This window comes from Micromonospora sp. IBHARD004, assembly GCF_052814115.1.
On sequence record NZ_CP199934.1, the window covers coordinates 4,529,400 to 4,553,786 of the forward strand.

The window sequence follows — 24,387 nt, forward strand, 5'->3', positions numbered from 1 at the left end:
CCATTTCTAGGTCGGTAAGGTGCAGCCCCACCCGCATTTGATCCCGTTGTCTACCGGCAGCGGCACGCTGTCGAGTGCGGCATCAACCAGCTCAAACAGCACCGCGCCATGGCCACCAGGTACGACAACTCGCCGTCCGCTACGAAGCCACCCTCACCATCGCCGCCATCAACCAATGGCTGCGCGCCTTACGAAACACGGCCTAGTCGTCCGCACATGCCGCGATCCGCGCGCTACGCGGCGTCACGGAGTGCCGACTCGGCCGGCATACGCACATGCCGATGAGCGTGCGTCCGCGCGCCGCCGTTAGCCGTAGTACTCGACCAGGCAGAACTCGTGGTCCTCCGGGTCGGCCATGACGACGACCACACCCTCCTCGTAGTCGTGCCGCTCACCGGTGAACCGGCCACCGAGATTGATGACCGCCGTCATGGCCTCGTCGATGTCGTCAACGGAGATGTCGAGGTGAATCCGCACCTTGCCTGTTTGGAGCTCAGGCACTGGCTGGAACACCAGCCGCGGCTGCGGGTCACCTCGCTCGCCGAGGTAGACCCAGCCCTCCTGCGACGGGCCGGGCTCGCGACCGAGCAGGGCGCTCCAGAATCGGGCTACCCGCTCGGGGTCAAGGCAGTCGATCGTGACACCGGACCAGACGTTCGCCATGCGCCGATCCTGACAGAGCACGTCCATCGAGAATGCGAGAATATCGCCCACGCTGCCGGGGTTCTTCCAGGGAGTCGGCGATCGCTTCTGCCGTGATCAGGGCGCCGGCTCACCGGTCGCTGAACGACCGGATCTGCCGAGTTGAGTGCGTCGCGGTCCGGGATCCTCGACGGTCGCGGGCCCGACCTACCTCGCGCACGATCCGATGGTTCCTCCTTGTGGCTCGATCGTTAGCACCCGCGAACCGCGGTCAGCGCTGTAGTCCTTCGGGTGCGTCGGTGCTGGACACCTAATCGGTTGGCACCACACCGCCTAACCGCATTACCGTGCCCGCCGTGCCCATCCATGATGACGAGATCCGAGCCACCGTCGGGCAGGTGCGCCGCCTGGTGGCGGCCCAGTGCCCGCAGTGGGCGGACCTTCCCGTGACACCCCTACCCGACGAGTTGGAGGGCACCGACCACGTACTCTTTCGGATCGGCAACGAACTCGTCGCCCGTATGCCCAAGATTGCCGGGGCGGTCGATCAGGCCGATTCTGATGCGCGGTGGCTGCCCTTGCTGGTGTCCCACCTGCCTGTGCGGATTCCAGTTCCGCTTCATGTGGGCGAGCCGGGCGCGGGGTACCCGTGGCGGTGGACCGTGGTGCCGTGGGTCGTGGGGAGCACGCCTCCCAGGCTTGGCTGCGACGACGTACTCCTGGCCCGCGATGTGGCAGCCTTCGTTCGCGCCCTGCACGGGGTGGATCCGGCCGGAGGTCCGTTCAAGCCACCGGGTTCCCGCGGGTCCGCCCTGTTCCACGCCGATGAAGGCGTCCGCCGTGTGCTGCCCCGGCTCGCCGAGCATGACGACGGCTTCGATGTGACCGCGGCCGAGGCGGCCTGGGACGCCTGCCTGGCTGCTCCTGACTGGGACCGGGACCCCGTATGGATCCACGGTGATCTGCAGCCGGGCAACCTGATCACCGACTGCGGCCGACTGGCTGCGGTCATCGACTTCGGCGCACTCGGTGTCGGCGATCCGGCGCCGGACGTGGCTCCGGCGCTATGGACCTTCACCGGCGCGGCCCGGGAAGCCTACCGGGAGGCAATCGAGTACGACGACGCTACCTGGCGCCGCGCCTGCGGCTGGGCCCTCGCACCGTCGCTGACCGGCATCGACTACTACCGGCATACCTTCCCGCGAATGGCCGAGCACGGCCGCCGAATGGTCCGCGCAGTGATCGCCGAACTGGCGTGAGTGCCACTGCCAGCCGAGTGGCTACGCGCGCTCGGCGGACCCGCGCACCCACTTCGAGACCTGGGAAGTCGGGCACCCAACCCAACTTCCCTGCACCACGATCGAGACGTGCGGATTTGCCGCGATCCGCGCGCTACGCAGTTGCGGCAAGTCGGCGCCGTCAGCGCACTGACATGCCGATGAGGCTGATCCTCAATCCTTGGCCGTGCCCTGGTGGTGGCGCTCGGCGAGTTGCTTCAGGTTCAGTAGCCGACGTCGAGCCATGATCAGGTCGCCGACGGACAGCCCGAGGGCGGCCCAGCGGGTGGTCTGCATGACGACCTTGAGCAGCAAGCGCGTGTCGTGCTCCTGGGGCACGAGGACGTAGGACATGAAGGCGGGACCGAGGGTTTCTTGCGCCGCCGTGGACCTGAGGTCGGTCAGCCTCGTCAGCGGCCCGCAAGTGGGGCCGGCGTGGACGTTTCCGGGCTCGTAGGACGTGCTGACCACCGCCGCGACGGCGTCACCGTGCCGGTTCGTGGTCAACGACGTCGCGAGGCCGTCGACTCGGGACACCTCGACGAGGGTGGGCCCGGCCGGATCGAGCCGGTGGATCGCGGTATCGAGCCCGTCGGCGACCAGCACCAGCGGCGGACCGGTGTCGACCTGGACCAGGTTGCTCGGGCAGCCGGTCGTGCCGGCGGTCAGGTTACGGTGCTCGCCCACCGGCCCGCTCACCGGTACGGCGACATCGAGAACCGCGTGTCCGCCCACCAGAGCTGGCGGGGTCTTCGCGACATATGCCAGGTGCAAGCCGTCGTCGGCGGACCACCAGACGAGCGACGACGCGTCCGCCGCGGCCGGTCCGAGGTCCCGCGTCACGCCGCTGTCCGGATCGAGCAGGTGCAGACCGGGCTCCACAAGGCCCGGGTCCACGTCGGGGGTCGACCAGGTGAGGACCGCCAGCGTTCCATCGTCGGGCCGCTGGGCCACCTCGACGACATGGCGATCGCCGAACGCATCCGGTGTCCGGACCTCCCGGCTCCGTACGTCGAGCAGCCGCAGCCGGTCCGGGCGTACGCGTTCACCCCACACCCGAGCGTCGTCGCGCTCCCTGTCCCGACGTTCGTCCTCAGCGGACGGTTCATCGGCTGCGATCACGACGACCAGGTCGGGATCGGCCAGCGGGAGGTGACCTGACACCCCACTGGACCAGGACGTGACCGCCTCCACGACACCGTCGACCAGCCCGACCCGGTGTACTTGCGCCGTGCCACGCTCGGCCCGGTCGGAGAGAAAGTAGACCAGCAGCGAATCCGCGGCCCACCGCGGCGCCGATTCGTACGCCTCACCCGAAGTCAATCGTCGCGGCGACCCGGTCCCGTCGACGGCGGCGACCCAGAGTTCGCTAACGGGGTGATCACCAGCCCGCCCGACCGGGGCGACCACGTAGGCGACCCACTTGCCGTCCGGCGACAGCGCCAATGCCTGCGGAACACGACCGTCAACCACCAACTCGGCGGTGAGCTGTGCACGGGCCACCGACGCACAGTATCGATCAACTACTACGGCGGCCAACCGCTGCCGCAACACGCCGCAGCATGGCTGCGGCGTCCTCGCAGGCCGTCCCAATCTCGACAACAACGCCAGAGGGAACGATCTCGCTGCTTGATCGGATGCGCATATCTGCCGCAGACCGCGCGCCCAGGGGCAGTGCGCCGCTGAACTACGCGTCACGCGAGTAGTGGCTCCATGCAACTCAAGCAGCGACTGAACCAGCTCGGTATCCGACCCAACCAGGCCCGCAGCACCGCACTATTCCAACTCGCCACCGAAATCCCCGCAGCAATCCTCGCCCGAACGCTTGGGATCAGCGTCAACTCCGCCGTCCGCTGGCAACAGATCTCCGCCGGCGACTGGGCCAGCTACGCCGCCGACGTCAGCAACCGCTCACGTCCGCAACGAGTTGATCCCACCGACCAACGCTGACGGCGATGCTGGCACCCAGGTGGGGAACCAGGCTGCCCGGCGGATCACCGTCGGTGGCACGACACAGGCTTGTCGCGTGGCTTTTATCCAACGACCGCCAAGAAATCCGAGTAGAACAGGCCCAGGCCGACCGCCACGCAGACGCCGGCCACGATCCAAAACCGGACCACAATATTGACCTCGCTCCATCCGGCCAGCTCGAAGTGGTGGTGCAACGGCACCATCCGGAAGACACGTCTACCGGTGGTCCGGAACGAGACGATCTGGATCACCCAGGTCGTCGTGATGATGACGAAGAGCCCGCCGATCATGATCGAAAGCAGCGTGGTGCGGGTTGCCACCGCGAGCCCGCCGATCAGGCCGCCGAGCCCGAGCGAGCCCACGTCACCCATGAAGATCCGCGCCGGGGACGTGTTCCACCACAGGAAGCCCACGCAGGCGGCGGCCGCCGCCGCCGCGATCATGGCGATCTCCAGGGGATCCCGGACCTGGTAGCAGTAGTCGTTCACGCGGGCGTACGCGTCGTCGGCGCACCAGTGCCGGTACTGCCAGAAGCCGATCAGCGCGTACGCGCCGAGCACCAGGATCGACGCGCCGGTGGCCAGGCCGTCGAGGCCGTCGGTGAGGTTCACGCCGTTCGACATCGCCATGATCACGAAGACGAAGACCATGACCGCGCCGACCTTGCCGACGTTCAGCCAGCTGATGTCGCGGATGAGCGAGATGTGCTCGCTGGCCACGGTCTGGCCGTTGGTGCTCGGCACGTAGAGCGCGGCGATGCCGAACCCGCCGCCGACGATCGCCTGGCCGAGCAGCTTGCCTTTGGCGGACAGTCCGTCGGAGTTGCGCCAGCGCACCTTGAGGAAGTCGTCGAAGAAGCCGACCGCGCCGCAGAAGACGAACAGCCCGAGCAGCACCAGGGCCGTCATGGTCGGCCCCTCCTGCGCGATCTGCCGCTCGGGCAGGGTGGTCAGGGCGATATGCCCGGCGACGTAGGCGAAGACGGTCGCCACGATGAAGACGACGCCGCCCATCGTGGGCGTGCCCTTCTTGCCCTGGTTGCTGGCGAGCCCGATGGATCGGATCGGCTGGCCGGCCTTGAGCGCGGTGAAGACGCGAATCGCCACCGGCGTGCCGAACAGGGAGATGATGAACGCGACCGCGGCCGCGACGATGACCGCCCTCACGGGCGAACCTCCACGAGATCCGGATTTCTCACGGCGTCCCCACCGCGCAATGCGTGTCGGATAGGTCGGCATGATGCGAGCCGCCGGCCGCTTCCTGCGCAGTCCGCTCGATCTTCGCCCAGTACGCCTCCCGGGCCGCCGTGTCGATCTGCTCCTCGTACTCAGCCATCACCCCGGTCCGGCCATCGAGCTGCTCACGCAGGATGTCGGCGTGTCCGGCATGCCGGGTGGTCTCCTGAAGGACGTGGACCATGATGTTGAACAGCTTGACGTCCGGCCGCGACCACCACGGCACGTGGCCAGGCGCGTCGATGGGAAGCTCTTCGATCGTCGCGTTCGCATGCCCCCAGGCACGCTGATAGAAGTCGATGATCTGCTCGCGGGTCTCGCCCGGGGTCACCCACAGGTCGCTGCCGTCCGCGTCCTGCCATCGCCCCAGCGGCTCCGGGAACGGGCGGCCGAAGACCTCACCGAAATACCAGGCCTCCAGGGTCGCCAAGTGCTTCACCAGGCCAAGGAGGTTGGTCCCCGTCGCCGTCAAAGGACGCCGGACGTCGTACTCGGACAGGCCCTCGAGCTTCCAGACCAGCGCCTGGCGTATCGACCTGAGCCGGCCGTGCAGATAGTCCTTAGCGAAAGTATCGATCACGAGACACGATCTTGCCATCCGACGGCAGGCGGAGCAGCCCTGGACCTCACGGCGCCGTGGTTCGTAACTCGCCGACCCGAATCCGACGACGATCTTGCAGCGCCAGGCCCGAGGTTCAACTTGTGTCCGAAGCCGCGGAGATAGCCATACGACAGGCATTCGGACAGTTCTGATAACCGACGTCACCATTTGACATCACCCGGGCGGTGCGCTGCACCTTCCCGCCGGGGGTGATTCTGGACGGCGAGCTGATCGTCTGGGAGCGAAGGAGGACCAGCTTCGCCCGGCTGCAGCGCCGGATCACCGCCGGACGGGGCCTGCTGATGATGGCGCGGGAACACCCGGCGCACTAGGTCATGTGGGATCTGCTCGCCGACGCCGGCGGCCACGTCGCGATCAACGCGCCGCTGTTCGAGCGACGGGCCCGGCTGGCGGAGCTGCTCGAGGCCGTGCCCGCGCAGCTGACCCTCACGCCGCAGACCACCGACATGGACGAGGTCGGGGAGTGGCTGACCACCTACACCGCGGCCGGGATCGAGGGTGTGGTCGTCAAGCGGCTGGACGGCCGGTACGAGCCCGGCCGGCGCGGCTGGCAGAAGTTCCGGGTGCGCGCGGCGACCGAGGCGATCGTCGGCGGGGTGACCGGCAGCCTCGGCAACCCGAGCACCCTACTCCTCGGCCGGTTCGATCGACGGGGACACCTGCGCTACACCTGTCGCACCCACCCGCTGACGATGCCCCAGCGTCGGGAACTCCCGCCGCTGCTGTCCCCACCCCGGCTGCAGCGCCGGGGCATCGTCGCGCACCCCTGGCCGCAGCCGCTGCCCGCGAGCTGGAGCGGGCAGCTGGACCGACCCGAGCCGCTGCGCTACCTGCAGGTGGAGCCGACGGTGGTGGCTGAGATCGAAGTGGACACCGCCTTCGAGCACCGGCGCTGGCGCCACCGGGTGTGGTACGTGCGCCCGCGGCTGGACCTGTCGGTGTACGACGTGCGGCTGCTGCTCGGCGACGAGGCCGATCCGTTCTGGGACGCCGCGGCCGGGGCGTGAACATGCGGGTGGCTCAACGTCCGACCGCCGGATCATCAGATCGGGTGTTTGCCGAGCTGACCGGCGTATACGACGGGACGGCCGCGGGACTGTGCCTGTGGAGACCCTATGACAACGTTGGAAGCATTGCGCTCAGTACGGGGCAGCGCGAATGCAGACCTGGGAGACCACCGCCAAAATGACCACCCCTACGACCCTGCCCAGAACCAGCCGCCGGCTCCGGGCCAGCAGCCGATGCCGCCGACCGCCCAGTTCCCGCAGGTGCCCGCCGGGCAGTACCCTCCGCCCCCCGGCCAGTTCCCTCAGCGGCCCGGCCAGTACCCTCAGCGGCCCGGCGGATGGCAGCAACCCGGCGCGCCGGCGGCGCCTGCTGCCCGCAAGCGGCCCTGGCTGATCCCCACCCTCATCGGCGTCGGTGCGTTCGTCGTGCTGTGCTGCGGCGGGTCGATGGTGATCGGCCTGGCCAGCGACAACGGCAAGAAGACCGACGTGTCCGCCAGCAGCGACATCCCGGCCGTCACCACCAGCACCTCCGCCCCGGCCGCGGCGGCGCCTGCGCCAACGGCACTAGCCATACCGGCCGGGCACAAGATGACGCCGGCCAAGTGGTGCACCACCTACGCCAAGGTGTTCATTCAACTTGGGGCAAAGCGAGACAAGATTAGCGATCTACGCGGAACCCAGTACAAGAACGGCGTTGCGCTCGACAACACCAAGCGGACGGCGCAGGCTGACGCACTGTGGGCTGAGGTTGAGGCGTTCGATCCTGGGCAGGCGATCGCCGATGCGCTCGTGTCGCTTCCGCACTCCAGCTACGAGGAGGCGGCGCTGGCCGCGCCGGATGGCGCGAAACGCCAACCCCGTGAACGTCGCCATGTGGCACGCCTATGACGACGTTGGCCGGGCGCGCGACTACTACGTGGAGAAGTGGGATAGCTCGCTGTTCGGGCCGGATGATGCCGGCGGCGCCCGCAGCTACGCATCGAGCACACTTACCGACGCTATCGGCGAGCCGCCGAACGGAAAGCCCGGCTCTGGCAAGACAGGCCTCTGCTACGTCCAGCAGCCGTACGAGGACCAGCCGGGCGGCGACGGCACAGGCGGCACAGTCAGCACAGGAGGTGGCAGCGCTGGCTGCGAGTATCACGGTAGGCCTAGGGCCACGTGGAAGGTCTGGCGCTGGGGCGACTGGAGCTGCTGAGCCGATCAGCGGCTCACCGACGTTGACGAGCGCGCCTACCGCTTGGCGGAGCACGCCAGGCGCCGGCCGATCACGCGCTGGGCCGTTCCCGGCGAGCTGACCACCATGGTGGGTGTGAGCAGGTGGTCCGTGTCGGCTGATGAGGGGCTCCAACCCGGTGTCGCCGATTGCCATCGTGGCCCCCTTCCCTCCTGGGGCACCGCGTCCTAAGCGGATGGCCTGAGCTGGACCTGAGGACCGTGCTCCAGCGTCACATGGAGGACTCCGAGAATCCCCCGGCTACCAATTGATCGAACACTTGTTCGATAGCCTGGCCAGGTGGAGTGGGGCACCCGATGGCACATCACCATCCGCTCGGACCGGGCCGACAACAGCCCGGCCGGCGTGACCGTCGTCGAGCGCGTCGTCGATTCCCCCGCCGAGCTGCGCCGCCTGGTCGAGGCCGCCCGCGCCGATCCGCACGTGGTCGCCTTCCCGTACCGCCAGGTCCGCGAGCTGGTCGGTAATGAGCCGGACCGCTGCCGGCGGGGGCACAGCTACCTCGCCGGGTCGGCAACCCGGCCGGTGCGCGACTGGTGGCCGTGCCGCTGCGGCGGGCACCTGGTCCACTTCTGCCGGATGTGCAGCGCCGTGCAGGTGCAGCCGGCGTGACCCCACGGTTGGTCCGCTCAACGGACTAGCCCCGTGCCGAAAACAACAGTTGCGCACTATAAATGCCTGATGTGATCCGACATGATGATGTCATTAGGCAAGTCAGGCTACATGTGGATCCGTCGCTTTGCTCTTCAGCCGCAACAGATCCGCTAATCCGCATTGGTATTCGAAAGTGACCTGATCGAGTTCCTGGAACAGCGGTGGTGGCGACGGGAAATCTGGCGAACCCCTTGCGGGACAAGGGGTTCCGGGCGCTCACCGACGCGTGACTGAAAACGGCGTTGTGTCAGATGCTGATTCCGGCTGTCGCTCCCCTCATTTTGGGTCGGATAGGCCTTGACCTGCGCCGACAGCAGGACCATCCTGGCCTGCGTCCGGGCACTGAAGGCCCGCAAAGAATAGCGATTGGACCGCAACCACGCCACCGACAATCGCTACTGCGCGTGCGCCGAACACTCGACCATCTGTGAACGCGGGGCCAAAATTTCTCGCCAGATGTCGACGCAGAGGCACAAGCACAAGACCACGGACGACCAGACCAACGGCAGCTTCGTGGTGGACGAACAGGGCGAGAGCATGCCCCCTTGAACATCGGAAATTTTGTCCTTGGAGCCGACATGAGGAATCTACGCATCGGGCTCACCATCCTGACGACCACCACAGTGACGTTCGTGGGAATCCACGCCGTCCCCGCGGCCGCCACAGCGCCCACCACCACCCGGATCAGCGTCTCCAGCAGCGGGGCGCAGGCCAACAACCACAGCGGGGGCCCCGCGATCAGTCCCGACGGGCGCTACGTCGCGTACACCTCGCAGGCCACCAACCTGGTCCCCGGCGACACCAACGACCGCTCGGACATCTTCGTCCGTGACCGGGCCACCGGCACCACAGAACGGGTCAGCGTCGCGACCGGCGGCGCCCAGGCGACCGGCGACCAATTTACCGGCAACAGCACCGACCCGGTCATCAGCAGCGACGGCCGCTACGTCGCCTTCGTCTCGGACGCCAACAACCTCGTGCCGGGCGACACCAACTTCTCCGACGACGTCTTCCTCCGCGACCGCACCACCGGCACCACCACCCGGCTCAGCGTCTCCACCGCCGGCGCCGAGGGCGACTACCCCAGCTACGAGCCGACGATCAGCGCCGACGGGCGCTACATCGCCTACACCTCGTGGGCGACGAACCTGGTGCCGGACGACAACAACTGGTCCCCGGACATCATGCTGTGGGACCGTATCGCCGCGACCACGACCCGAATCAGCGTCTCCACCACAGGCGGCGACCCCTATGGAGAGAGCCGCGAGCCCGCCATCAGCGCCAACGGACGCTACGTCGCGTTCACCTCAACGGCGCCCAACATGACGACGCCGCCCACCTACAACGGTTCCGAGATCTTCGTCCGCGACCTCGCCACCGCCACCACCAGCGCATTGAGCTACGCCACCAACGGCGCCGAAGCGAACAGCGACAGCTACCGCCCCGCGATCAGCGCCGACGGCCGGTACGTCTCCTACTACTCCTACGCCACCAACCTGGTGGCCGGCGACACCAACGGCCGCTATGACATCTTCCTGCGGGACCGAGTCGCCGCCACCACGACGAGGATCAGTGTCGCGACCGGCGGCGCCCAAGCAAACCTGGACAGCTATACCTCGGCGATCAGCGCGGACGGCCGCTACGTCGTCTTCGACTCGGGAGCAACGAACCTGGCAGCCGGCGATAGCAACGGGTTCCTGTGGGACGTCTACCTCCGGGACCGCGTGGCTGGCACCACCACCCGGATCAGCGTCTCCACCGCCGGAACCCAGGGCGACAGCCAGACCGGCGGCCCGACGATCAGCGCCAACGGCCGGCTCATCTTCTTCGGCGGGGTCGCGACCAACCTCGTGCCCAACGACACCAATGGCGCGAACGACGTTTTCCTCCGAGACCTCGGTACCTGACGACACGGCCCAAGCGCCGCCCGCAGCACCAACGAGGGTGCGCCGCCCACGCGGCGGCGCACCCTCGCCGCCCGGAACGCCCCCGGAGCTGTCTCGGCGGCCGGTACGCGGACCGGATTCGGGAGTACCGCTCGCACGACTGCTACCTATGCTCGTGGACACCCCGCGTCCAAAGCCGCCGCCGCTGGTGTAGAGAGGCTGGAGCTGGACCTGCCGGCCAAGCTCCAGCGTCTCCGCGTGGAGGACCCAACGATTCCCCTGCCGCCACCTGATCGAACGCCTGTTCGATAACCTGGCCCCGTGGAGTGGCGAACGCGCTGGCACCTCACGATCCGCTGGGATCGGTCCGACAACTCGCCCGCCGGTGTGACTGTGGTCGAGCACGTCGTGGACTCCCCCGCCGACCTGCGCCGCCTGGTCGCGCGGGCCCGCGCCGACCCGCACGTGGTCGCCTTCCCGTACCCCGCCAGGCCCGCGAGCTGGTCGGCGACGAGCCGCAGCAGTGCCACAACGGGCACGGCTACGCCGGCGGCTCGGCGACCACCCCGGTGCGCGACTGGTGGCCGTGCCGCTGCGGCGGCCACCTGGTCATCCGGTGCCGCACCTGCGCCGATGTGCGCGCGGAGCCGCGGGCCGGCCCGGACTCCGATCCGCGGTGACAACCCAGTCAGCGCAGCGACAGGACGAAGGTCACCGGCGAATGAGCGGCGGGGTTGAACAGGAAGGTGGCATGGCCCTTGGCGCCTTCGTAGGCGCCGGTGCCCCCGGTTATCGCCGCGATGCTGGTGGCGCCTGGTACGAAAATGCCAACGCCTTCGGTGGTAATGGTTCCATGTTGCAAGGTTGTGACGATCGTGCAGGTCGTCGTCGCGGTGGAAGCTTCGATCACTGTGCAGTGGCCTTCCGCCTTGCCCGCAGGACTCTGATCCTTGGCCCAGACAAGCGTGTCACGGAAGACCTCCCGGTCGCCGGTGTGACTCGGGTCGCCCCCGTTGAGGAACGCGTCGATGGTGGCACCGGTGTCCAACAGCCGGAGAGTCTCCTCGTGGTCGGCGGGACCGCTGCCAACGGCGCCCACAGGAGCGACGAGAATCGCCGTAATCAGTGGGCTGAAATGACTTTGCCTCCTTTTCGGCGAGGCGAAGCGCCCCTAAGAATGGCGCACGTTCAATCGATGGGGCCTGCCGGGCGAATGCCCGCCAACACCATCGACGGTGGTCACCTCGGAAGCACCCTGTCAACGGCGAGTAGTCACCTTGTCACTGATCCGACAGGCAAACGCTGAGCTAATGGACCGACTTTGTCCATCCCTCGTGAAACCGCCGTACCAGCGGGGACGTGCGGTTCGAGCCTGCGATCGACGGCCTGCGGCGCCTAGGTGTACTGCCCTGACCGACGAAGGCCTCCGGTTGTGGAGTGGAGCTGTCTAGGAACCGCTCCGCCAACCAGGAGGCCTGCGACACGTGTCCCACGCTAACGCCGCTTTGACTCCTCGTGCACACGGCTTGGTTGCGTCCCGCCGCCCCGGGACTGTCGCTGGCCGTGCTGGGTGACGATTGCCCGTGGCCTCGTCTCAGCCTGATGGGCGCCGGTGCTGGGCGTTCTCTTCTTGCAGTCGGCCGCGGTCGGCCTGCGTCGGTTATCTGCGGCGAGAAGTTACTCCGCCCCGAACGTCGTGACGGTTTGGCGACCGTTGCCGCCTGTCGCTCCCGGCTGCGCGTTCGTCCGGGTCGTTAGCCGTCCTGTCGTGCAGGTCATCCTTGTCCTGCAAGCTGCAGAGGACGCCGGCTACTCAGGATGAAAATGGCCCAGCAGATGTTGGCTAGCCGTTGAAGTGTTCCCAGTCGAGGCGAGAGCGTAGGGGCCGCAGGGCTGAGCGTTGCCTGCTGCCGACGCTCAGCCAGATGCCACTCTCGCCGTAGTCGGCGGCCATGGCGACCAGTCCGGGAGCCACCCAATGGCGCGTCGGGTCGCCAGGTACCCGCATCGGCTGCAGCGGAACGGGAACCAGATCCTCGACGAACCGGTCCAGCGACTCCGGGGTGACCGTGGCGAAGCCGGTGAACGGTGAGGTGCTCACCGCTTCGTTGAGGGCGAACTGGAGCAGGAAGCCGCTGAGGCGTTCCCGCTCGCGCAGCCGCTGCGGGCCGCCGTCGTACCAAACGACCGGATCATCCTCGGTGGGGTCGATCAACGCCACCCAGACGCCCTGATTCTCGGCCGCGAAGACCACCAGCGGCTCGTCTTCGAGGTACTCGATCTCGTCGAGTGGCTCGATGAAGTCCTGCCGGCCGAGGATCTCCTCGCGGCCAGCGGCGATGTCGTGGAAGGCCAGCAACGGGGGCGGAAGTTTCATAGCCGCACGGTGGGGTGTGGCCGGTGCCACCGGCACATCGGCATACCAAGCAGTCAGGAAGGACCGCAGTGCCCGGGTCAGGTCCTGCGGCACATCGTCCAGCCAGTCGATACCGGGTAGCGGTAGCGCCGGCGTCGGCCGCACCGTGTCCAGCAGTTCGGGGGGAAGCCGCTCGTCCCAGGTCAGCATGGCGGACGCGAGGGACCCCTCTTCCCCCGTGTACGGGTCCATCCCGCGGTAGGTGCTGGTGGCCTGGTAGAGCTCACCGAGAGCCAGGCAGCCATCGGCCATCTTGACAAAGCCCAGAAGCGGCTGATTGGACTTGTTCTTCGAACTTATCCACTCAGTCGCCTCGCTGGGCAACGGCTCCCGCAGCATCAGTGTGTTCGCGTCGTCGACAGCGTTGCCATGGGGCCGGTCTCCAGCGTCGACGATCACGACCAGAGCGTCGGCCCCGTACGCGAAAGTGACCCCATCACCATGCGCAACCTCGGCGTTCGGGCCGGCAGCATCCACCGCCGCCCGCTCCGGGACAACCGACCATCCCTCGATCACCGGGCGAGTATAGAAGCCCGAATCGAATCCCGTAGTTGATCATGACTCGGTAAGTGTCGCGCGGCAGCGAGGTCAACTCGACATGAATAGCCGGCTCGCCGGCATCCCGACCGTCCTTTGTTCGACACCGCTCCATCGCGTCGGTACGACGGCGAGGCAGCCGAGGTGTTCGCCGGTCGGATGCACACCGACGGCGGACCCGGCGGGTTCGCCGCCGACGCCGAGGCCGAGGCCGCGGTACAAGCGATCGATCCGGCGCGCGGTTCGGCGTGGTCCGAATTCGATTGGCAGGATGATCGAGCGGGTTCTACGGTCGCGCGATGCGCCCTGGAGAGATCGTCGTCGCTGTCGGGCAGGTACGCGCCCTGATCGACGAGCAGTTCCCCGAATGGTCGGACCTGCCGATCGTTCCGCAGCCGTTGAACGGCACCGACAACGCGCTGTTCCGGCTGGGTGATTCCCTGACGGCACGGCTGCCGCGGGCCCAGTGGGCGGTCGACCAGGTGGCGACCGACGCGACCTGGCTGCCGCGGCTGGCACCGCATCTGCCGGTGCCGGTGCCGGTGCCGATCGCGGTCGGCCGGCCGGGCGGGGACTATCCGTGGCCGTGGACGGTCGTCCCGTGGCTGGACGGGCGCAATCCGGAAGCCGGGCAGGACCTCGTCGGCCTCGCCGTCGACCTCGCCGGCTTCGTGCGCGCGATGATCGCGATCGACCCGATGGACGGGCCAGTCAAGGAGGGGATCCAGCGCGGCGTACCTCTGGTGCAGCGGGACGAGCTGACCCGCCGGTCGATCGCGGCGCTGGGCGACCGGATCGACGGGCGAGCGGTGACCGCGGCGTGGGACGAGGCAATGGCGGCGGACGAGTGGCCCGGACCGCCGGTATGGCTGCACGGTGATCTCCTGGAAGGCAACCTGCTGGTCGACCGGGGCAGGCTCACCGGGGTGATCGACTTCGGCGGTCTCGGCCGCGGCGATCCGGCGGTCGAGGTGCGGCCGGGCTGGAGCCTGTTCGATGCCCGCGCGCGGGCCGCCTACCGGGAGGCGCTCGGGTTCGACGAGGCGACTTGGGTGCGCGGGTGGGCCTGGATGCTGTCGGGCTCGCTCTACTGGCTGGAGGACCTATGGGACTCGATCAGCGAGGACGACCGCGAGGACACGATCCGCTACATCGACTACATCGTGCGTCACCGCCACGACTGACCTGCGGTGCCCACGCGATCACCGTCGGGCGACGCCCCGGACGGCAGCGTCGAAAGCCCGGCCGCGAAGCTGGGCCGGCTGACGCTGGGCGAGCAGCGCGGCCGCCCACCTTGCGAGTGGGCGGCCCCGGCCGTCGCCCGCGCCAGCCTGCTGCGCGACAGCCGGTGGAATGGGCGCCGCGACTACACAGCGACCTGCAGTAGCTAATGTGCCATCGTGGTAGATCATCACAGCGGCACATGGACATTACACCAGCGCGACGGCCGGGTACTTGCTGATCTCGTCGTGACTGGCGGCGACTTCCCGTGGCTGAACGCTCGTGTCGACCCGAGGGAAGGGCTCGCGGAGGTCCGACCACTCTTCGCTGAGGAACTGCGGCTACTCGATGGCATTGATGAGGACGTCGAGTCCTGGGAGCGTGCGTACGAGGCAATCCGGAACGCAGTGACGCTTCGGCACCCGGAGGGTCGCCAGGTCCCTGAATTCCTTCTCCACATCGACGGTAACGAGGCGTGGTGACGGTGGAGTGACGAGCCGTTCGACGAGGAGGACGACGCCTAGCCAGCGTGCCCGCTCAGCTGCAGATCAGCACATCTCCGCAGCGATCGGTACCATAATCAGCATTACGCACAGTCACTTGCACTTTCCTCGGGTGTCAATCACTGGCTCGAAGATGCTTGACGCGGCGCGCGTTACTTGCTCAGGCGGGTCTGGGGCGGCATCATCGCCGCCATGATCGCGAGAATCGAGTCCTCCGTCCGCCGGTGAGCGTGACGACCGAGCCCGGACCGCTCGGACCCCAGACCACTCTGTTCGCTCACGCCCTTCGTCTCCATCAGCAAAATCCTGACGGCGTTCTGCCGCGTGACGGCGAGCCGTATCCAGACGACGAGCTCCACCGTCGGCGGCCGCGACCCCAGCCCCAGAAAGATCGGCGACTCGATGGCGCCGACGTCGCCGCCATCCTCGACAGGCACTTCGCCAAGACCGATGCGCCACCAAGCGAACTTGCCGACGCGTTCCACGTCGTCCACGTGCCGATCCACCGCAACGAGCACATCGCCGCTGCGGCGTTGCGGGCGGACCGGCAGCGAGTGCGGCAGACCGGCCGGTGGCTGGTGCGGCATAGTACGGATCGCTGCGCCGCGACGGTCGGGCTTGCGCTGCTGGCCACGGATTGGGCGGAAGATGATATCCCGCTGATCCAAACCATCGGCCTGCTGTCGAACCGATTCGGGGCGTTGGCCGCCGAGGCGCTGCAACGCCGCCGCGGAGGCGGGGAAGCGTTGCTGTGGCTGGCCAAGCGTGTCGCGGGCTGGGGTCGGGTCTACATCGTCGAGGCGCTATGCCGCCACGGCGGCTATGCCTCGCGGTCGTGGCTGCTGCGCCACGCCTGCGACGGCGACTTCCTCAACGGCTATTTCGCTGGCCAGGTCGCCACCACAGCCCACCTGCACGATGCGATTACCAGCACGGAGGTCGACGATGACCTGGTCGACCACACCGGCCGACTCCTGAAGGTCATGGCTGACTGCGGTGGCATGGGCATTACCCTCAAGCACTATCCACCGGCACCCATCGTCCTGGCTGCACATGCGGCTCACCTTGCCCGGCAGGCGCCGACGGTGAACCGGTACGTCGACGCCGCGGTCATCGCCGACCACCTGACGGACAAGCCCTCGAACCGATGCGGGTGCACCACCGAGCAGCGTGACCGCATCGTGCAGCAGTACCTCACGGTGCTCGACCGGCCCGACTGGTGCGACACGGTCCGCGCGGGCCTCGACTCGACCAGCGACTTCTTCGTCTGGTTCGCCGACAACGTGGCGGCGCGACTGCACCTACGCGCGTTCGCTGACCTGACGGGAGGTGATGATCGATGAACCATGCTGCCGATCAGCAACTCATCGAGGCGGTGCAAGCCGGTGACGAGGTGGCCGTTGCACAGGCCCTCGCTGACGGGGCGGACCCGAATGCCGCGGTGAGCCGGTACCAAGGGTCGGTGCTCATCGAGGCAGCCCGCAGCGGCAGGCTGGGAGTTGTCGGCCTGCTGGTGGACGCCGGCGCCCGCATCGGACCCTTCGGTACCTTTCACGTGACGCCGCTGCGCGTCGCCATGCTCGAAGCACACGCGGACGTGGTGCAGTACCTCATCGCCCACGGAGCCCTTCCGGCGGAATCCACGACAAGGACGAGCATCTTGACGGAGGCCGTGTCCTATACACGGCACCGCCCTCGACCGGCGGCCCTTGCCACGCTTCGGGTGCTGCTCGAAGCGGGGGCAACACCACACCCAGGCGAGGAGGCGCCTCTGATCACCGCGGTCATGCGACCTGTCGCACCTGCGGTCCTGCGCCTTCTCCTAGCGAACGGCGCGGACGTCAACCAGCAGCGGTCCGACGGCACGCCAGCGATCGTCATCGCCGCTCGGCGAGGAGATCATGCCGCGGTGGACGTGCTCCTGCAGGCCGGCGCCGACGTGGACACCCGCGACCAGCAAGGGCGGACAGCGTTGATGCACGCGGTCGAACGCAACGAACAACGGGTCATCGCCGCCCTGCTGTTGGCCGGCACCGCCATCGACACGGTCAGCACCGACGGCACGACCGCCCTGGAACTGGCGCGCGGCTGGCAGCACCAGAACGTCCAGTTCATGCTGGGCGAGCACCACGCCGGCCTGGACGACGTGCCGATCACCCGCACCGTCGTCCGGATCCTCCCGACGAGTGTCCGGCTCACCAGTGACCCGCAGATGTTGCACCAATTGGCGAACGTCATCGTCATCGTTCTCGACGACCTCGGCGACGACGAGTGGGCAACTCGCACGGGCGTCGACGCCAATACGGCGCGGGCCGTTGCCCTGCGGCTGCGCAACGAGGTCGTGCCGGCCCCCAACGCATCGTGGTACCAGTTGGATGTCACCGCAGACGAACTCGCTGCCACACGCTCGGCGTTGGTCGAGCTAGCCTACGGCACCACACGGGTCCTGCCCGCTGCTACCACCAGGTTGGAGATCGTCGATCTGCTTGAGGAACTCAACCGGCAGCTCGGGCGTTAGCCCGGGCCAGGGCCCCATCTACAGCAGTTCGATGTCGGTAGGAGCTGACGGCTGAGGATCAACTGAGCACGGTCCGGCGCAGACTTCCAGAAGGAACGCGGGTCCAGGAAACGGTCATCGGGTTTCCCGCGGGTGTCGGCCGAGCGGGGGGCAGGACATGGACCAAGGCACCCGCGACGAGATGCTCGGCCGCCTGGCTGAGGCAGTCGGGTCCGTCACAGTCGCACACCCGACGCGGGTTGCCATCGACGGACCGCCCGCCGCAGGCAAGACCACGCTCGCCGACGAGCTGGCCGTCGTCTTGCGCACACAGGGCCGCGACGTCATCCGCGCGACGATCGACGATTTCCTCTTCCCCCGGGCACAGCGCTATCCGCGCGGAGAGTACTCGGCCGAAGGCTGCTACTTCGACACCCACGATTACGACGCGCTGAACCGGGTTCTGCTCGATCCGCTCGGCCCAGGCGGAGATCGACGCTTCCAACACGCGGTCTACGACCGCACCACGGATACCGCGCTGTCCCCCCCGGTCACGACTGCCCCCGCCGACGCCGTGCTCGTCTTCGACGGCGTCTTCCTCATGCGCCCGGAACTGATTGACCGGTGGGACCTGCGCATCTTCGTGTCGACCGCGCTCGACAAGACCGTGAAGCGTGCCGTGATCCGAGAGCGCCAGGTGTCATCTCGGGCCGAAGTCGAACGGCGCTGGCGCGAGCGTTACATCCCCTCCCAACAGCTCTACTTCGCTACGGCCCGCCCGACCGATCACGTCGACATCATCGTGCACAACGACGAGCCCCAGCAGCCGGTCTGGGAGACGCAAACACACTGACCGCACTCAATTCGGCACGTCCGGGCGCCGGTCGCGCAGACGGCTGTGACGCTGCGTAGTGCCCGCTCCGCGGCAGATGTGTGCACCTGACCTTGGCCGAGGTACGACCATCGGCAGAACCGTGCACCTGACCTAAGAACGGGACAGCCGTAAGGAGCAGAAATCGCGCGATGACGGCGGGGGTCAGTTCCATCCCGTGGCGTTGCAGGACACGGTCTGGCAGTCCTCGCAGATGAAAAGGCTGCGCCAGCCGTCGCCGTACTCGCGGATCCGGTTCTCGACCGAGACGACGTGGAACATCAGCCGGCCGCAGGAGGGGCAGGACGGATTCGCGTAGAGGCCGATCGGCGGGCCGCCGGCAGTGCCGACAACACCAGGGGTGATCTGGATGTGGCCGTTGCAATATACGAGGTCCGCGTCGTAGGGCCGCAGTTCCACCGAGCCCAACCCAAAGCCGGGTACCTCCAGCGAGCGGTAGGTCTCCTCTTCCTCGGCGGCGGGCGGCTCGTCGTACGTGATGGCTTCGCTGTGGTAGCGGCCGTAGTCGTCGATGCCTGCGTGGAGGGTCCACGAGCACGTGGCCCGAATCCCGACGAGGTGGACACGGTCGGCCGGCCAAGCTGGCAGGCCCGGCACGTCTGTGTGGCGCAACGAGAGGTAGTGCCAGGAGATCAGGGTGGCCGAGGGCGCTGGGCTACCTGTTCGACCGGCAGTCCCACCGGGTGATCTACGGCCGCGAGTTCTCCCGGCTCGTTGATGGGCCGCACAAAAACGGCGCGGCGATGGGGCGAGAACTGGTTTCGTGCTGGTCCTGTGGGCGGCACCCAGATCCCGCAGAGCTCATACTCCTCGCGGTCTCCTCCGTTGCGTACATCCTCTGCGATCGCGCTCAGGGCGGCAGCGCTGCCGATCGCGGCGCGCGCGGTCGGCGGCAGATCCGGATGCGATGATCGGCGGTGCCCGGTTTGGCCGGCCGGGAGGCGCGGGGTGTTCGGTGACAAGGGTGGGCATCCGACGCCGCACCGACACAGGTGCGGCGATGTCGCCGGTCACCCGGGAAGGGGGCGTAGGGCTGGTCGGCAACTGGCGCTAGGCCAGGACCCTGGTCAGGACTCACTCCGGTGCCGCCGGGTCGCTACCGGAATCTGTTCTGTTGGCAAGTTCCGTTAGCCGGCGTTCGAGGAAGCGCCGTTCGGCTCCGTCCTCGGTGAGTTCCCTCGCACGTCGATAGGCGTCGCGCGCCTCATCGGTGCGCCCGTGCCGTCGCAGCAGTTCGGCCCTAGTTGAGTGCAGGTAGCGGAAGTCATCCAGACCGAGTTCGTCGACGATACGCAGACCGGCCTGTGGTCCTTCGGTCTCGGCGACGGCGATGGCGCGGTTCAGCTCGACGACCGGCGATGCGGTCAGGCGGGTGAGCTCGCCGTACAGGGCGGCGATCTGCGCCCAGTCGCACGGCATCTCGGCGTGCAGCGAGGCGATCGCAGCCTGGAGGACGTAGGGCCCTCGGCCGCCCAAAGCGATCGCCTGGTCGAGTTCGGCGCGTCCCTGCGCGATCTGCGTGGTGTTCCACCGTGACGGATCTTGATCTTCGAGCAGCACCAATTCGCCGTCGTTGAACCGCGTCTCGCGGCGGGAGTCGTGCAAGAGCATCATCGCCAGGAGCCCGCGAACCTCGGGGTCGTCGGGAAGCAGTTCGGTCAGTGCACGTCCCAGCCAGATCGCCTCGGCCGCGAGCTCGTCGCGACCGCCGTAACCCTCATTGAAGATCAGATACACGACGGTGAGTACGGCGTCGAGACGCTCGCGGAGCAGGTGATCCGGCGGGATCCGGAACGGGATTCCCGCCGCCTTGATCTTGCGTTTGGCCCGCACGAGACGCTGCGCCATGGTGCGCTCCGGGACGAGCAGGGCGCGGGCGATCTCGTCGGTAGTCAAGCCCCCGAGGGTACGCAGCGTGAGCGCGACCTGCGCCTCGATGCCGAGCGCCGGGTGACAGCAGGTGAAGATGAGTTCCAGGCGTTCGTCGGGAAACGTGGTGGTGTCCACGGGCATCTCGACCTCCTGGGCAGCGACGAGCAGGCCGAGCCTGGCGGCGAAAGCTCGGTCGCGGCGGATGTGGTCGGTGGCGCGGTTACGCGCCGTGCGGATCAGCCAGGCGCGCGGGTTGGTTGGCACGCCGTCGCGTGGCCAATGATCGGCGGCGATGACGAATGCCTCCTGCGCGGCGTCCTCGGCGAGGTCGAAGTCGCCGAGGACGCCGATGAGGGTGGCCAGAACGCGTCCCCACTCGTCGCGGAAGATCTCGTCGAGTGCCGTTACCAATACACTTCCGAGGGCCGGATCTCGACGGCTCCGCCATAACGTGCCGCCGGGACGCGAGCGGCCACCTCGATGGCCGCGTCGATGTCGTCGGCATCGAGGATGAACAGACCGCCCACGGCCTCCTTCATCCCGACGAACGGGCCATCGGTCGTCAGGGTCTTGCCTCCTTCGACCCGCACAGTGGTCGCGTTCTCGGCGAGTCCCAGCGGCGGCACGGTGGTGACACTCGGTGTCTGGTTGATCCCCTGGTAGTCGGCGTAGACCTGCTTCTGCTCCTCCTCGGTGAGCGCGGACTGCCGTTCGAGCGCCGGGCCTTGGTAGATGAGCATGACGTACTTCATCGCTACCTCCTCGTCGGTACCAGATTCGCAGTAAGACGAACGGCGAGCCGCGAAATCGACACCTCGACGTCGAAACTCGATCCGGCCCCGATCAGAGCAAGGCCGTTCGGTAGGCGATCATCGTCCACGCTTCACACAGGCGCATAGTGCACGCTCATCGGCACGTCCGGATGCGTGCACCCCTGAGCTGGTTACCTTGCGTGACGAGCGCTACGCGGCAGAAGCGTGCACCCGCCCATAAGCGCGGGCTCAAAAGACGGCCGGAAAGTTAGGAACGAGTGGTCTGCGATGCGGTTCGGCTGAAGCAGCGTTTACCGGGTGTTCGAGGGGCGCGACGCGGCGTCGTCAAGGTGGAGAGCCAGAGCCGTCACTCATACCCCATGGCCGGGATGACCTTGCCGAGTGCTTCTTCGATGAACTCGCGGGTTTCGTCGTCGAATTGGTCGTTGCGGTTCGTCAGCTTGTGCGACTGAAACGTTGAAGGGGTGGCGAAGTCGTCGACGTCGAGCCGTTCGAACAGGGCGCGGCGCTGCCCGGGCCAGTCGGCTGCGAGATCTTCTGCTTTCACCTCGATGTATCGCCTGCCCGTCAGGTCGACCGTGTTCTTCCAGGTGAGCCATCGGTGGTAGACCGGCTTGAGGTAGGCGAGCGCGCCGTCGACGGTGGGCGGTGCCCATGGCTGGGCCAGGTGGGATGCGAGCACTGAGACCGGGTGACGCTTGATGTGCACGATGGTCGCTTCGGGGACCAGTTCCCAGAGGAACTCCATGCACAGCAGGTTGAACGGTGTCTTCTCGCACCAGGTCGGCTTGCCCGCATCGGCGGCTGCTCCGCCGAACATGGTGTCAATCAGGCCCCGCAAGATTCCGAGCAGTTCGCCCCGGTCGCTGAAATACCTGGGAAGTACCCGCCGGCGGCTCAGCGGCTCGAACGGCCCGGCAGGCCGGTCGGCGTTCCCGAAGCCTTCCGCGGGCGCAGGTTCGTCGTATGTGTACGCGATCAACTGCGGCCAGAGCTGTTGCACCGCGTCCCGGTAGCGCCGCTCGCCGACCAGCTCGGGAACGGTTTTGCCGCGATCGTCGCGCCGGCCGGGCACTCGTACGGTGAGGAAGTCGCTCAGCCGGTGCAGGGCGTCCTCACCGACGGTGGGGTCGTATCGATCGGTGAGCGCGTCGGCCAGGTCCCGCAGGCCACCCGGGTCGATGAGAAACCGGGTCTCCATGGGAATCCGATGGATCAGCGGATGTTCGCCGATGATGTCGGCGATCCGTGACGTTCCCGAACGACCCGTACCCGCAACGAAGATCGGTGAGGGGAAAGGCATGGCGAGCAGTCAAACTCTCAGCCCGGCGCCTGTGCAAGCCATTTATCCCCTTCACCCGCTGCCACGGGCCGGACCCGCACCCGCCGCGCCGAGTGCGTGCCGGACGGCCGCCTCCAACAAGCGAGCAACGAATTATCGAAGCTTCCCAACGCGCCGCATCCCTCACACACTGATGCACTGATCTCGCCATGACAGTGCGCCGGCGACCGTCGAGTGAACCCACAAGTCGGCACCTCCGGCGCCGCCGAAGAGGTCTGCCGGCAGCGGGCGCTGGTCACGGCGTTGTCGGTGGGATTCGAGTCCCATCTCGCGGGATCTATACCAGCGCCAGCACGACGGACTGCAACGTCATGCGTCGATAAAGCAACTAGCTTCTGGGCTGTCGCCTGGCAGGTGGAGGCGACGGCCAGGACCAACCAGGGAGCAACCTATAGGTGATGTGAGGAATCTTGGCGTGAGTTGCGGGCGAGGCGGGCGAGGCCACGGGCGCCGGCCTAGAGCGGCCAAGGCGACCGCCGACGCCGCGGCTACGCATGTTCGCCAGCCAGCGCCGACCTGGCCCAGCCCGGTGCCGATGGCAGATGGAGATGGCCCTGGCCGGTGACGGTGAAGACGCCCTGCCGATCCAGCCGGACGACGATGACTCCGGAGCCCTCGCGGATGTGCAGGCGAGTGCCCGGCGCCCATCCGAGGGCCCGGATGACCGTGCGGTCGGCGATTCGGCCACTGCTGTCGATGGCAGCCAGGCCGTACACCATCGTGCCGGCGCGCGGCGACGGCAGGACCGGCAGCGGCAACGGCGGGCGGCGGGCGGCGGGCGGCGGGCGGCGGGCGGCGGGCGGCGGGCGGCGGGCGGCGAGGAACTCCACCACGTGGTCGACGGTGGCCCGGCTCCCGGTCGGCCAGCCTGACGGGAGGGATGACTGGAGCCACGGAACGATCAGCCACGACAATCGCCCCGATCGAGACAGGGTCGATCAGGGGCGTCGCTGCGCTGAGATTGGCGTGGTCAAGCGTGCTTGACCACGCGTACGCGAAACGCAGCATGGATGCTGCAATTTGGTGTCCGAGGACCGACTTGCCCCACAACCCCACGCCCGTTCCTCCTAACCATGGAGTTCCTACTCGGCCGGGAGGGATGAGCCAGGAATCGCTCGGGGCTCTTCCGGACAGTCAGCCACCGCCGACCACACCTGATCGCGCGCCGCTCGGCGAAATCGCGGTTCACAGGCAGTGCGATGAGTTTTGGCACCCGTACAGGGACCTTCGTCCCGTGGATGTCCCCGGTCGGCCAACGCTCAGGGGGCCTTTTGGCCGTGGGAACGGACCGCGCGCCCGGGAAGACTAGACAGATAGGAAGGTGACGCGATGACGCGTCCGTGGGCGTCCGAACCTCCGCACACATGCGCGATCCTGCGGGCGACATCCTCGGGCTGCTGGACGAATGCCCGGCGGAACCGGGGCCCTCGGGCGGATGTAACGAGGCCATCGGGGATCTACCTACGTTCCGGGTTTCGTTCACCAGGGAGGTCATCGCATGAGCGGGAAGGACAGAACCCGGTGGACCAACCGCGGCGCCCGAGGCGGCGGTAACGCCGTCTACGGTCTCGGCCTGATCGGCGCTCTCGTATACTACATCCAGGCCGCGGACGGGTTCTGGTCGATCATCCTCGGGATCCTCAAAGCCTTGGTGTGGCCGGCCTTCGTCATCTACGACCTGCTGAAGTTCTTGGCTTCCTGAGTCGGAGTAGGTCACCGCGTCCAGGAAAGCTCGCCCTGTGGGTGCCGAAAACGCCATCCAGCGGATACAGCTGAAGGCCGAGCCCCCGGGTCACTGAG

26 protein-coding genes are annotated in these 24,387 nt (G+C 67.6%); 14 read left to right on the forward strand and 12 right to left on the reverse strand.

Annotated features, from left to right (window positions below):
• Positions 1-306: 306 nt before the first annotated feature.
• Complete coding sequence (locus tag ACTWO6_RS22055; protein ID WP_446215704.1) at positions 307-714, reverse strand: VOC family protein; 408 nt, start codon at positions 712-714, stop codon at positions 307-309.
• Positions 715-998: 284 nt separating this feature from the next.
• Between ACTWO6_RS22055 and ACTWO6_RS22060 the strand changes: the two genes are divergently transcribed.
• Positions 999-1,901 (forward strand): aminoglycoside phosphotransferase family protein, encoded by a 903-nt coding sequence (locus ACTWO6_RS22060; protein WP_446215705.1) that lies wholly within the window; start codon positions 999-1,001, stop codon positions 1,899-1,901.
• A 192-nt stretch (positions 1,902-2,093) separates the two neighbouring features.
• Here the strand turns inward: ACTWO6_RS22060 and ACTWO6_RS22065 are convergent, their stop codons facing one another.
• Entirely contained in the window at positions 2,094-3,473 is a 1,380-nt protein-coding gene (locus ACTWO6_RS22065) for a TolB family protein (RefSeq protein WP_446215706.1), read from the reverse strand.
• Positions 3,474-3,632: 159 nt separating this feature from the next.
• Here ACTWO6_RS22065 and ACTWO6_RS22070 point away from each other — a divergent pair, with 159 nt between their 5' ends.
• On the forward strand, positions 3,633-3,869 hold the full coding sequence (locus ACTWO6_RS22070) for a hypothetical protein (protein WP_446215707.1): 237 nt from the start codon (positions 3,633-3,635) through the stop codon (positions 3,867-3,869).
• 83 nt (positions 3,870-3,952) lie between these two features.
• Here the strand turns inward: ACTWO6_RS22070 and mraY are convergent, their stop codons facing one another.
• Complete coding sequence (mraY, locus tag ACTWO6_RS22075) at positions 3,953-5,056, reverse strand: phospho-N-acetylmuramoyl-pentapeptide-transferase (RefSeq protein WP_446215708.1); 1,104 nt, start codon at positions 5,054-5,056, stop codon at positions 3,953-3,955.
• Positions 5,057-5,084: 28 nt separating this feature from the next.
• Entirely contained in the window at positions 5,085-5,705 is a 621-nt protein-coding gene (locus ACTWO6_RS22080; RefSeq protein ID WP_446215709.1) for a DinB family protein, read from the reverse strand.
• 206 nt (positions 5,706-5,911) lie between these two features.
• Between ACTWO6_RS22080 and ACTWO6_RS22085 the strand changes: the two genes are divergently transcribed.
• From ACTWO6_RS22085 to ACTWO6_RS22110, 6 genes are all read left to right on the forward strand, one after another.
• Positions 5,912-6,058, forward strand: a complete 147-nt coding sequence (locus ACTWO6_RS22085) for a hypothetical protein (protein WP_446215710.1) — start codon at positions 5,912-5,914, stop codon at positions 6,056-6,058.
• A gap of 3 nt (positions 6,059-6,061) precedes the next feature.
• Entirely contained in the window at positions 6,062-6,754 is a 693-nt protein-coding gene (locus tag ACTWO6_RS22090; RefSeq protein ID WP_446215711.1) for an ATP-dependent DNA ligase, read from the forward strand.
• A 108-nt stretch (positions 6,755-6,862) separates the two neighbouring features.
• Complete coding sequence (locus tag ACTWO6_RS22095) at positions 6,863-7,645, forward strand: hypothetical protein (RefSeq protein WP_446215712.1); 783 nt, start codon at positions 6,863-6,865, stop codon at positions 7,643-7,645.
• Positions 7,617-7,955: a hypothetical protein gene (locus tag ACTWO6_RS22100; protein ID WP_446215713.1), complete on the forward strand. Its 339-nt coding sequence runs from the start codon at positions 7,617-7,619 to the stop codon at positions 7,953-7,955. The genes ACTWO6_RS22095 and ACTWO6_RS22100 overlap by 29 nt, the downstream gene beginning before the upstream one ends.
• A 318-nt stretch (positions 7,956-8,273) precedes the next feature.
• Positions 8,274-8,606 carry a hypothetical protein gene (locus tag ACTWO6_RS22105; protein WP_446215714.1) on the forward strand — a complete coding sequence of 111 codons (333 nt, stop codon included), beginning with the start codon at positions 8,274-8,276 and terminating at the stop codon, positions 8,604-8,606.
• A 620-nt stretch (positions 8,607-9,226) separates the two neighbouring features.
• Positions 9,227-10,555, forward strand: coding sequence for a TolB family protein (locus ACTWO6_RS22110; RefSeq protein ID WP_446215715.1), 1,329 nt, complete (start codon positions 9,227-9,229; stop codon positions 10,553-10,555).
• Positions 10,556-11,222: 667 nt separating this feature from the next.
• Here the strand turns inward: ACTWO6_RS22110 and ACTWO6_RS22115 are convergent.
• Entirely contained in the window at positions 11,223-11,582 is a 360-nt protein-coding gene (locus ACTWO6_RS22115) for a hypothetical protein (RefSeq protein ID WP_446215716.1), read from the reverse strand.
• A 795-nt stretch (positions 11,583-12,377) separates the two neighbouring features.
• Entirely contained in the window at positions 12,378-13,466 is a 1,089-nt protein-coding gene (locus tag ACTWO6_RS22120; RefSeq protein ID WP_446215717.1) for a hypothetical protein, read from the reverse strand.
• A gap of 320 nt (positions 13,467-13,786) precedes the next feature.
• Here ACTWO6_RS22120 and ACTWO6_RS22125 point away from each other — a divergent pair, with 320 nt between their 5' ends.
• Together ACTWO6_RS22125 and ACTWO6_RS22130 are read left to right on the forward strand one after the other, a co-directional pair.
• Complete coding sequence (locus tag ACTWO6_RS22125; protein ID WP_446215718.1) at positions 13,787-14,671, forward strand: aminoglycoside phosphotransferase family protein; 885 nt, start codon at positions 13,787-13,789, stop codon at positions 14,669-14,671.
• 216 nt (positions 14,672-14,887) lie between these two features.
• On the forward strand, positions 14,888-15,190 hold the full coding sequence (locus ACTWO6_RS22130) for a hypothetical protein (RefSeq protein WP_446215719.1): 303 nt from the start codon (positions 14,888-14,890) through the stop codon (positions 15,188-15,190).
• 173 nt (positions 15,191-15,363) lie between these two features.
• Here ACTWO6_RS22130 and ACTWO6_RS22135 read toward each other — a convergent pair whose 3' ends face one another.
• Positions 15,364-15,705, reverse strand: a complete 342-nt coding sequence (locus ACTWO6_RS22135) for a hypothetical protein (RefSeq protein ID WP_446215720.1) — start codon at positions 15,703-15,705, stop codon at positions 15,364-15,366.
• Here ACTWO6_RS22135 and ACTWO6_RS22140 point away from each other — a divergent pair, their 5' ends adjacent.
• The 3 genes from ACTWO6_RS22140 to ACTWO6_RS22150 all read left to right on the forward strand — a co-directional run bounded on the left by ACTWO6_RS22140 (position 15,706) and on the right by ACTWO6_RS22150 (position 18,561).
• The gene (locus ACTWO6_RS22140; protein WP_446215721.1) at positions 15,706-16,554 is read left to right on the forward strand and encodes a hypothetical protein; all 849 of its coding nucleotides are present in this window, start codon (positions 15,706-15,708) and stop codon (positions 16,552-16,554) included.
• Positions 16,551-17,729, forward strand: coding sequence for an ankyrin repeat domain-containing protein (locus ACTWO6_RS22145; protein ID WP_446215722.1), 1,179 nt, complete (start codon positions 16,551-16,553; stop codon positions 17,727-17,729). Before ACTWO6_RS22140 ends, ACTWO6_RS22145 begins: the two co-directional genes overlap by 4 nt.
• 157 nt (positions 17,730-17,886) lie before the next feature.
• On the forward strand, positions 17,887-18,561 hold the full coding sequence (locus tag ACTWO6_RS22150) for a cytidylate kinase family protein (RefSeq protein WP_446215723.1): 675 nt from the start codon (positions 17,887-17,889) through the stop codon (positions 18,559-18,561).
• A 183-nt stretch (positions 18,562-18,744) separates the two neighbouring features.
• Here the strand turns inward: ACTWO6_RS22150 and ACTWO6_RS22155 are convergent, their stop codons facing one another.
• The 5 genes from ACTWO6_RS22155 to ACTWO6_RS22175 all read right to left on the reverse strand — a co-directional run bounded on the left by ACTWO6_RS22155 (position 18,745) and on the right by ACTWO6_RS22175 (position 23,420).
• The gene (locus ACTWO6_RS22155; protein ID WP_446215724.1) at positions 18,745-19,212 is read right to left on the reverse strand and encodes a hypothetical protein; all 468 of its coding nucleotides are present in this window, start codon (positions 19,210-19,212) and stop codon (positions 18,745-18,747) included.
• Positions 19,213-19,674: 462 nt separating this feature from the next.
• Positions 19,675-20,883, reverse strand: a complete 1,209-nt coding sequence (locus ACTWO6_RS22160) for an RNA polymerase sigma factor (protein WP_446215725.1) — start codon at positions 20,881-20,883, stop codon at positions 19,675-19,677.
• The gene (locus tag ACTWO6_RS22165; protein ID WP_446215726.1) at positions 20,877-21,224 is read right to left on the reverse strand and encodes a YciI family protein; all 348 of its coding nucleotides are present in this window, start codon (positions 21,222-21,224) and stop codon (positions 20,877-20,879) included. Before ACTWO6_RS22165 ends, ACTWO6_RS22160 begins: the two co-directional genes overlap by 7 nt.
• 367 nt (positions 21,225-21,591) lie before the next feature.
• Entirely contained in the window at positions 21,592-22,548 is a 957-nt protein-coding gene (locus ACTWO6_RS22170; protein ID WP_243420464.1) for a sulfotransferase family protein, read from the reverse strand.
• Between the two features lie 527 nt (positions 22,549-23,075).
• Positions 23,076-23,420 (reverse strand): hypothetical protein, encoded by a 345-nt coding sequence (locus ACTWO6_RS22175; RefSeq protein WP_446215727.1) that lies wholly within the window; start codon positions 23,418-23,420, stop codon positions 23,076-23,078.
• A 665-nt stretch (positions 23,421-24,085) separates the two neighbouring features.
• Here ACTWO6_RS22175 and ACTWO6_RS22180 point away from each other — a divergent pair.
• The gene (locus tag ACTWO6_RS22180) at positions 24,086-24,289 is read left to right on the forward strand and encodes a hypothetical protein (RefSeq protein WP_446215728.1); all 204 of its coding nucleotides are present in this window, start codon (positions 24,086-24,088) and stop codon (positions 24,287-24,289) included.
• Positions 24,290-24,387 lie beyond the last annotated feature (98 nt).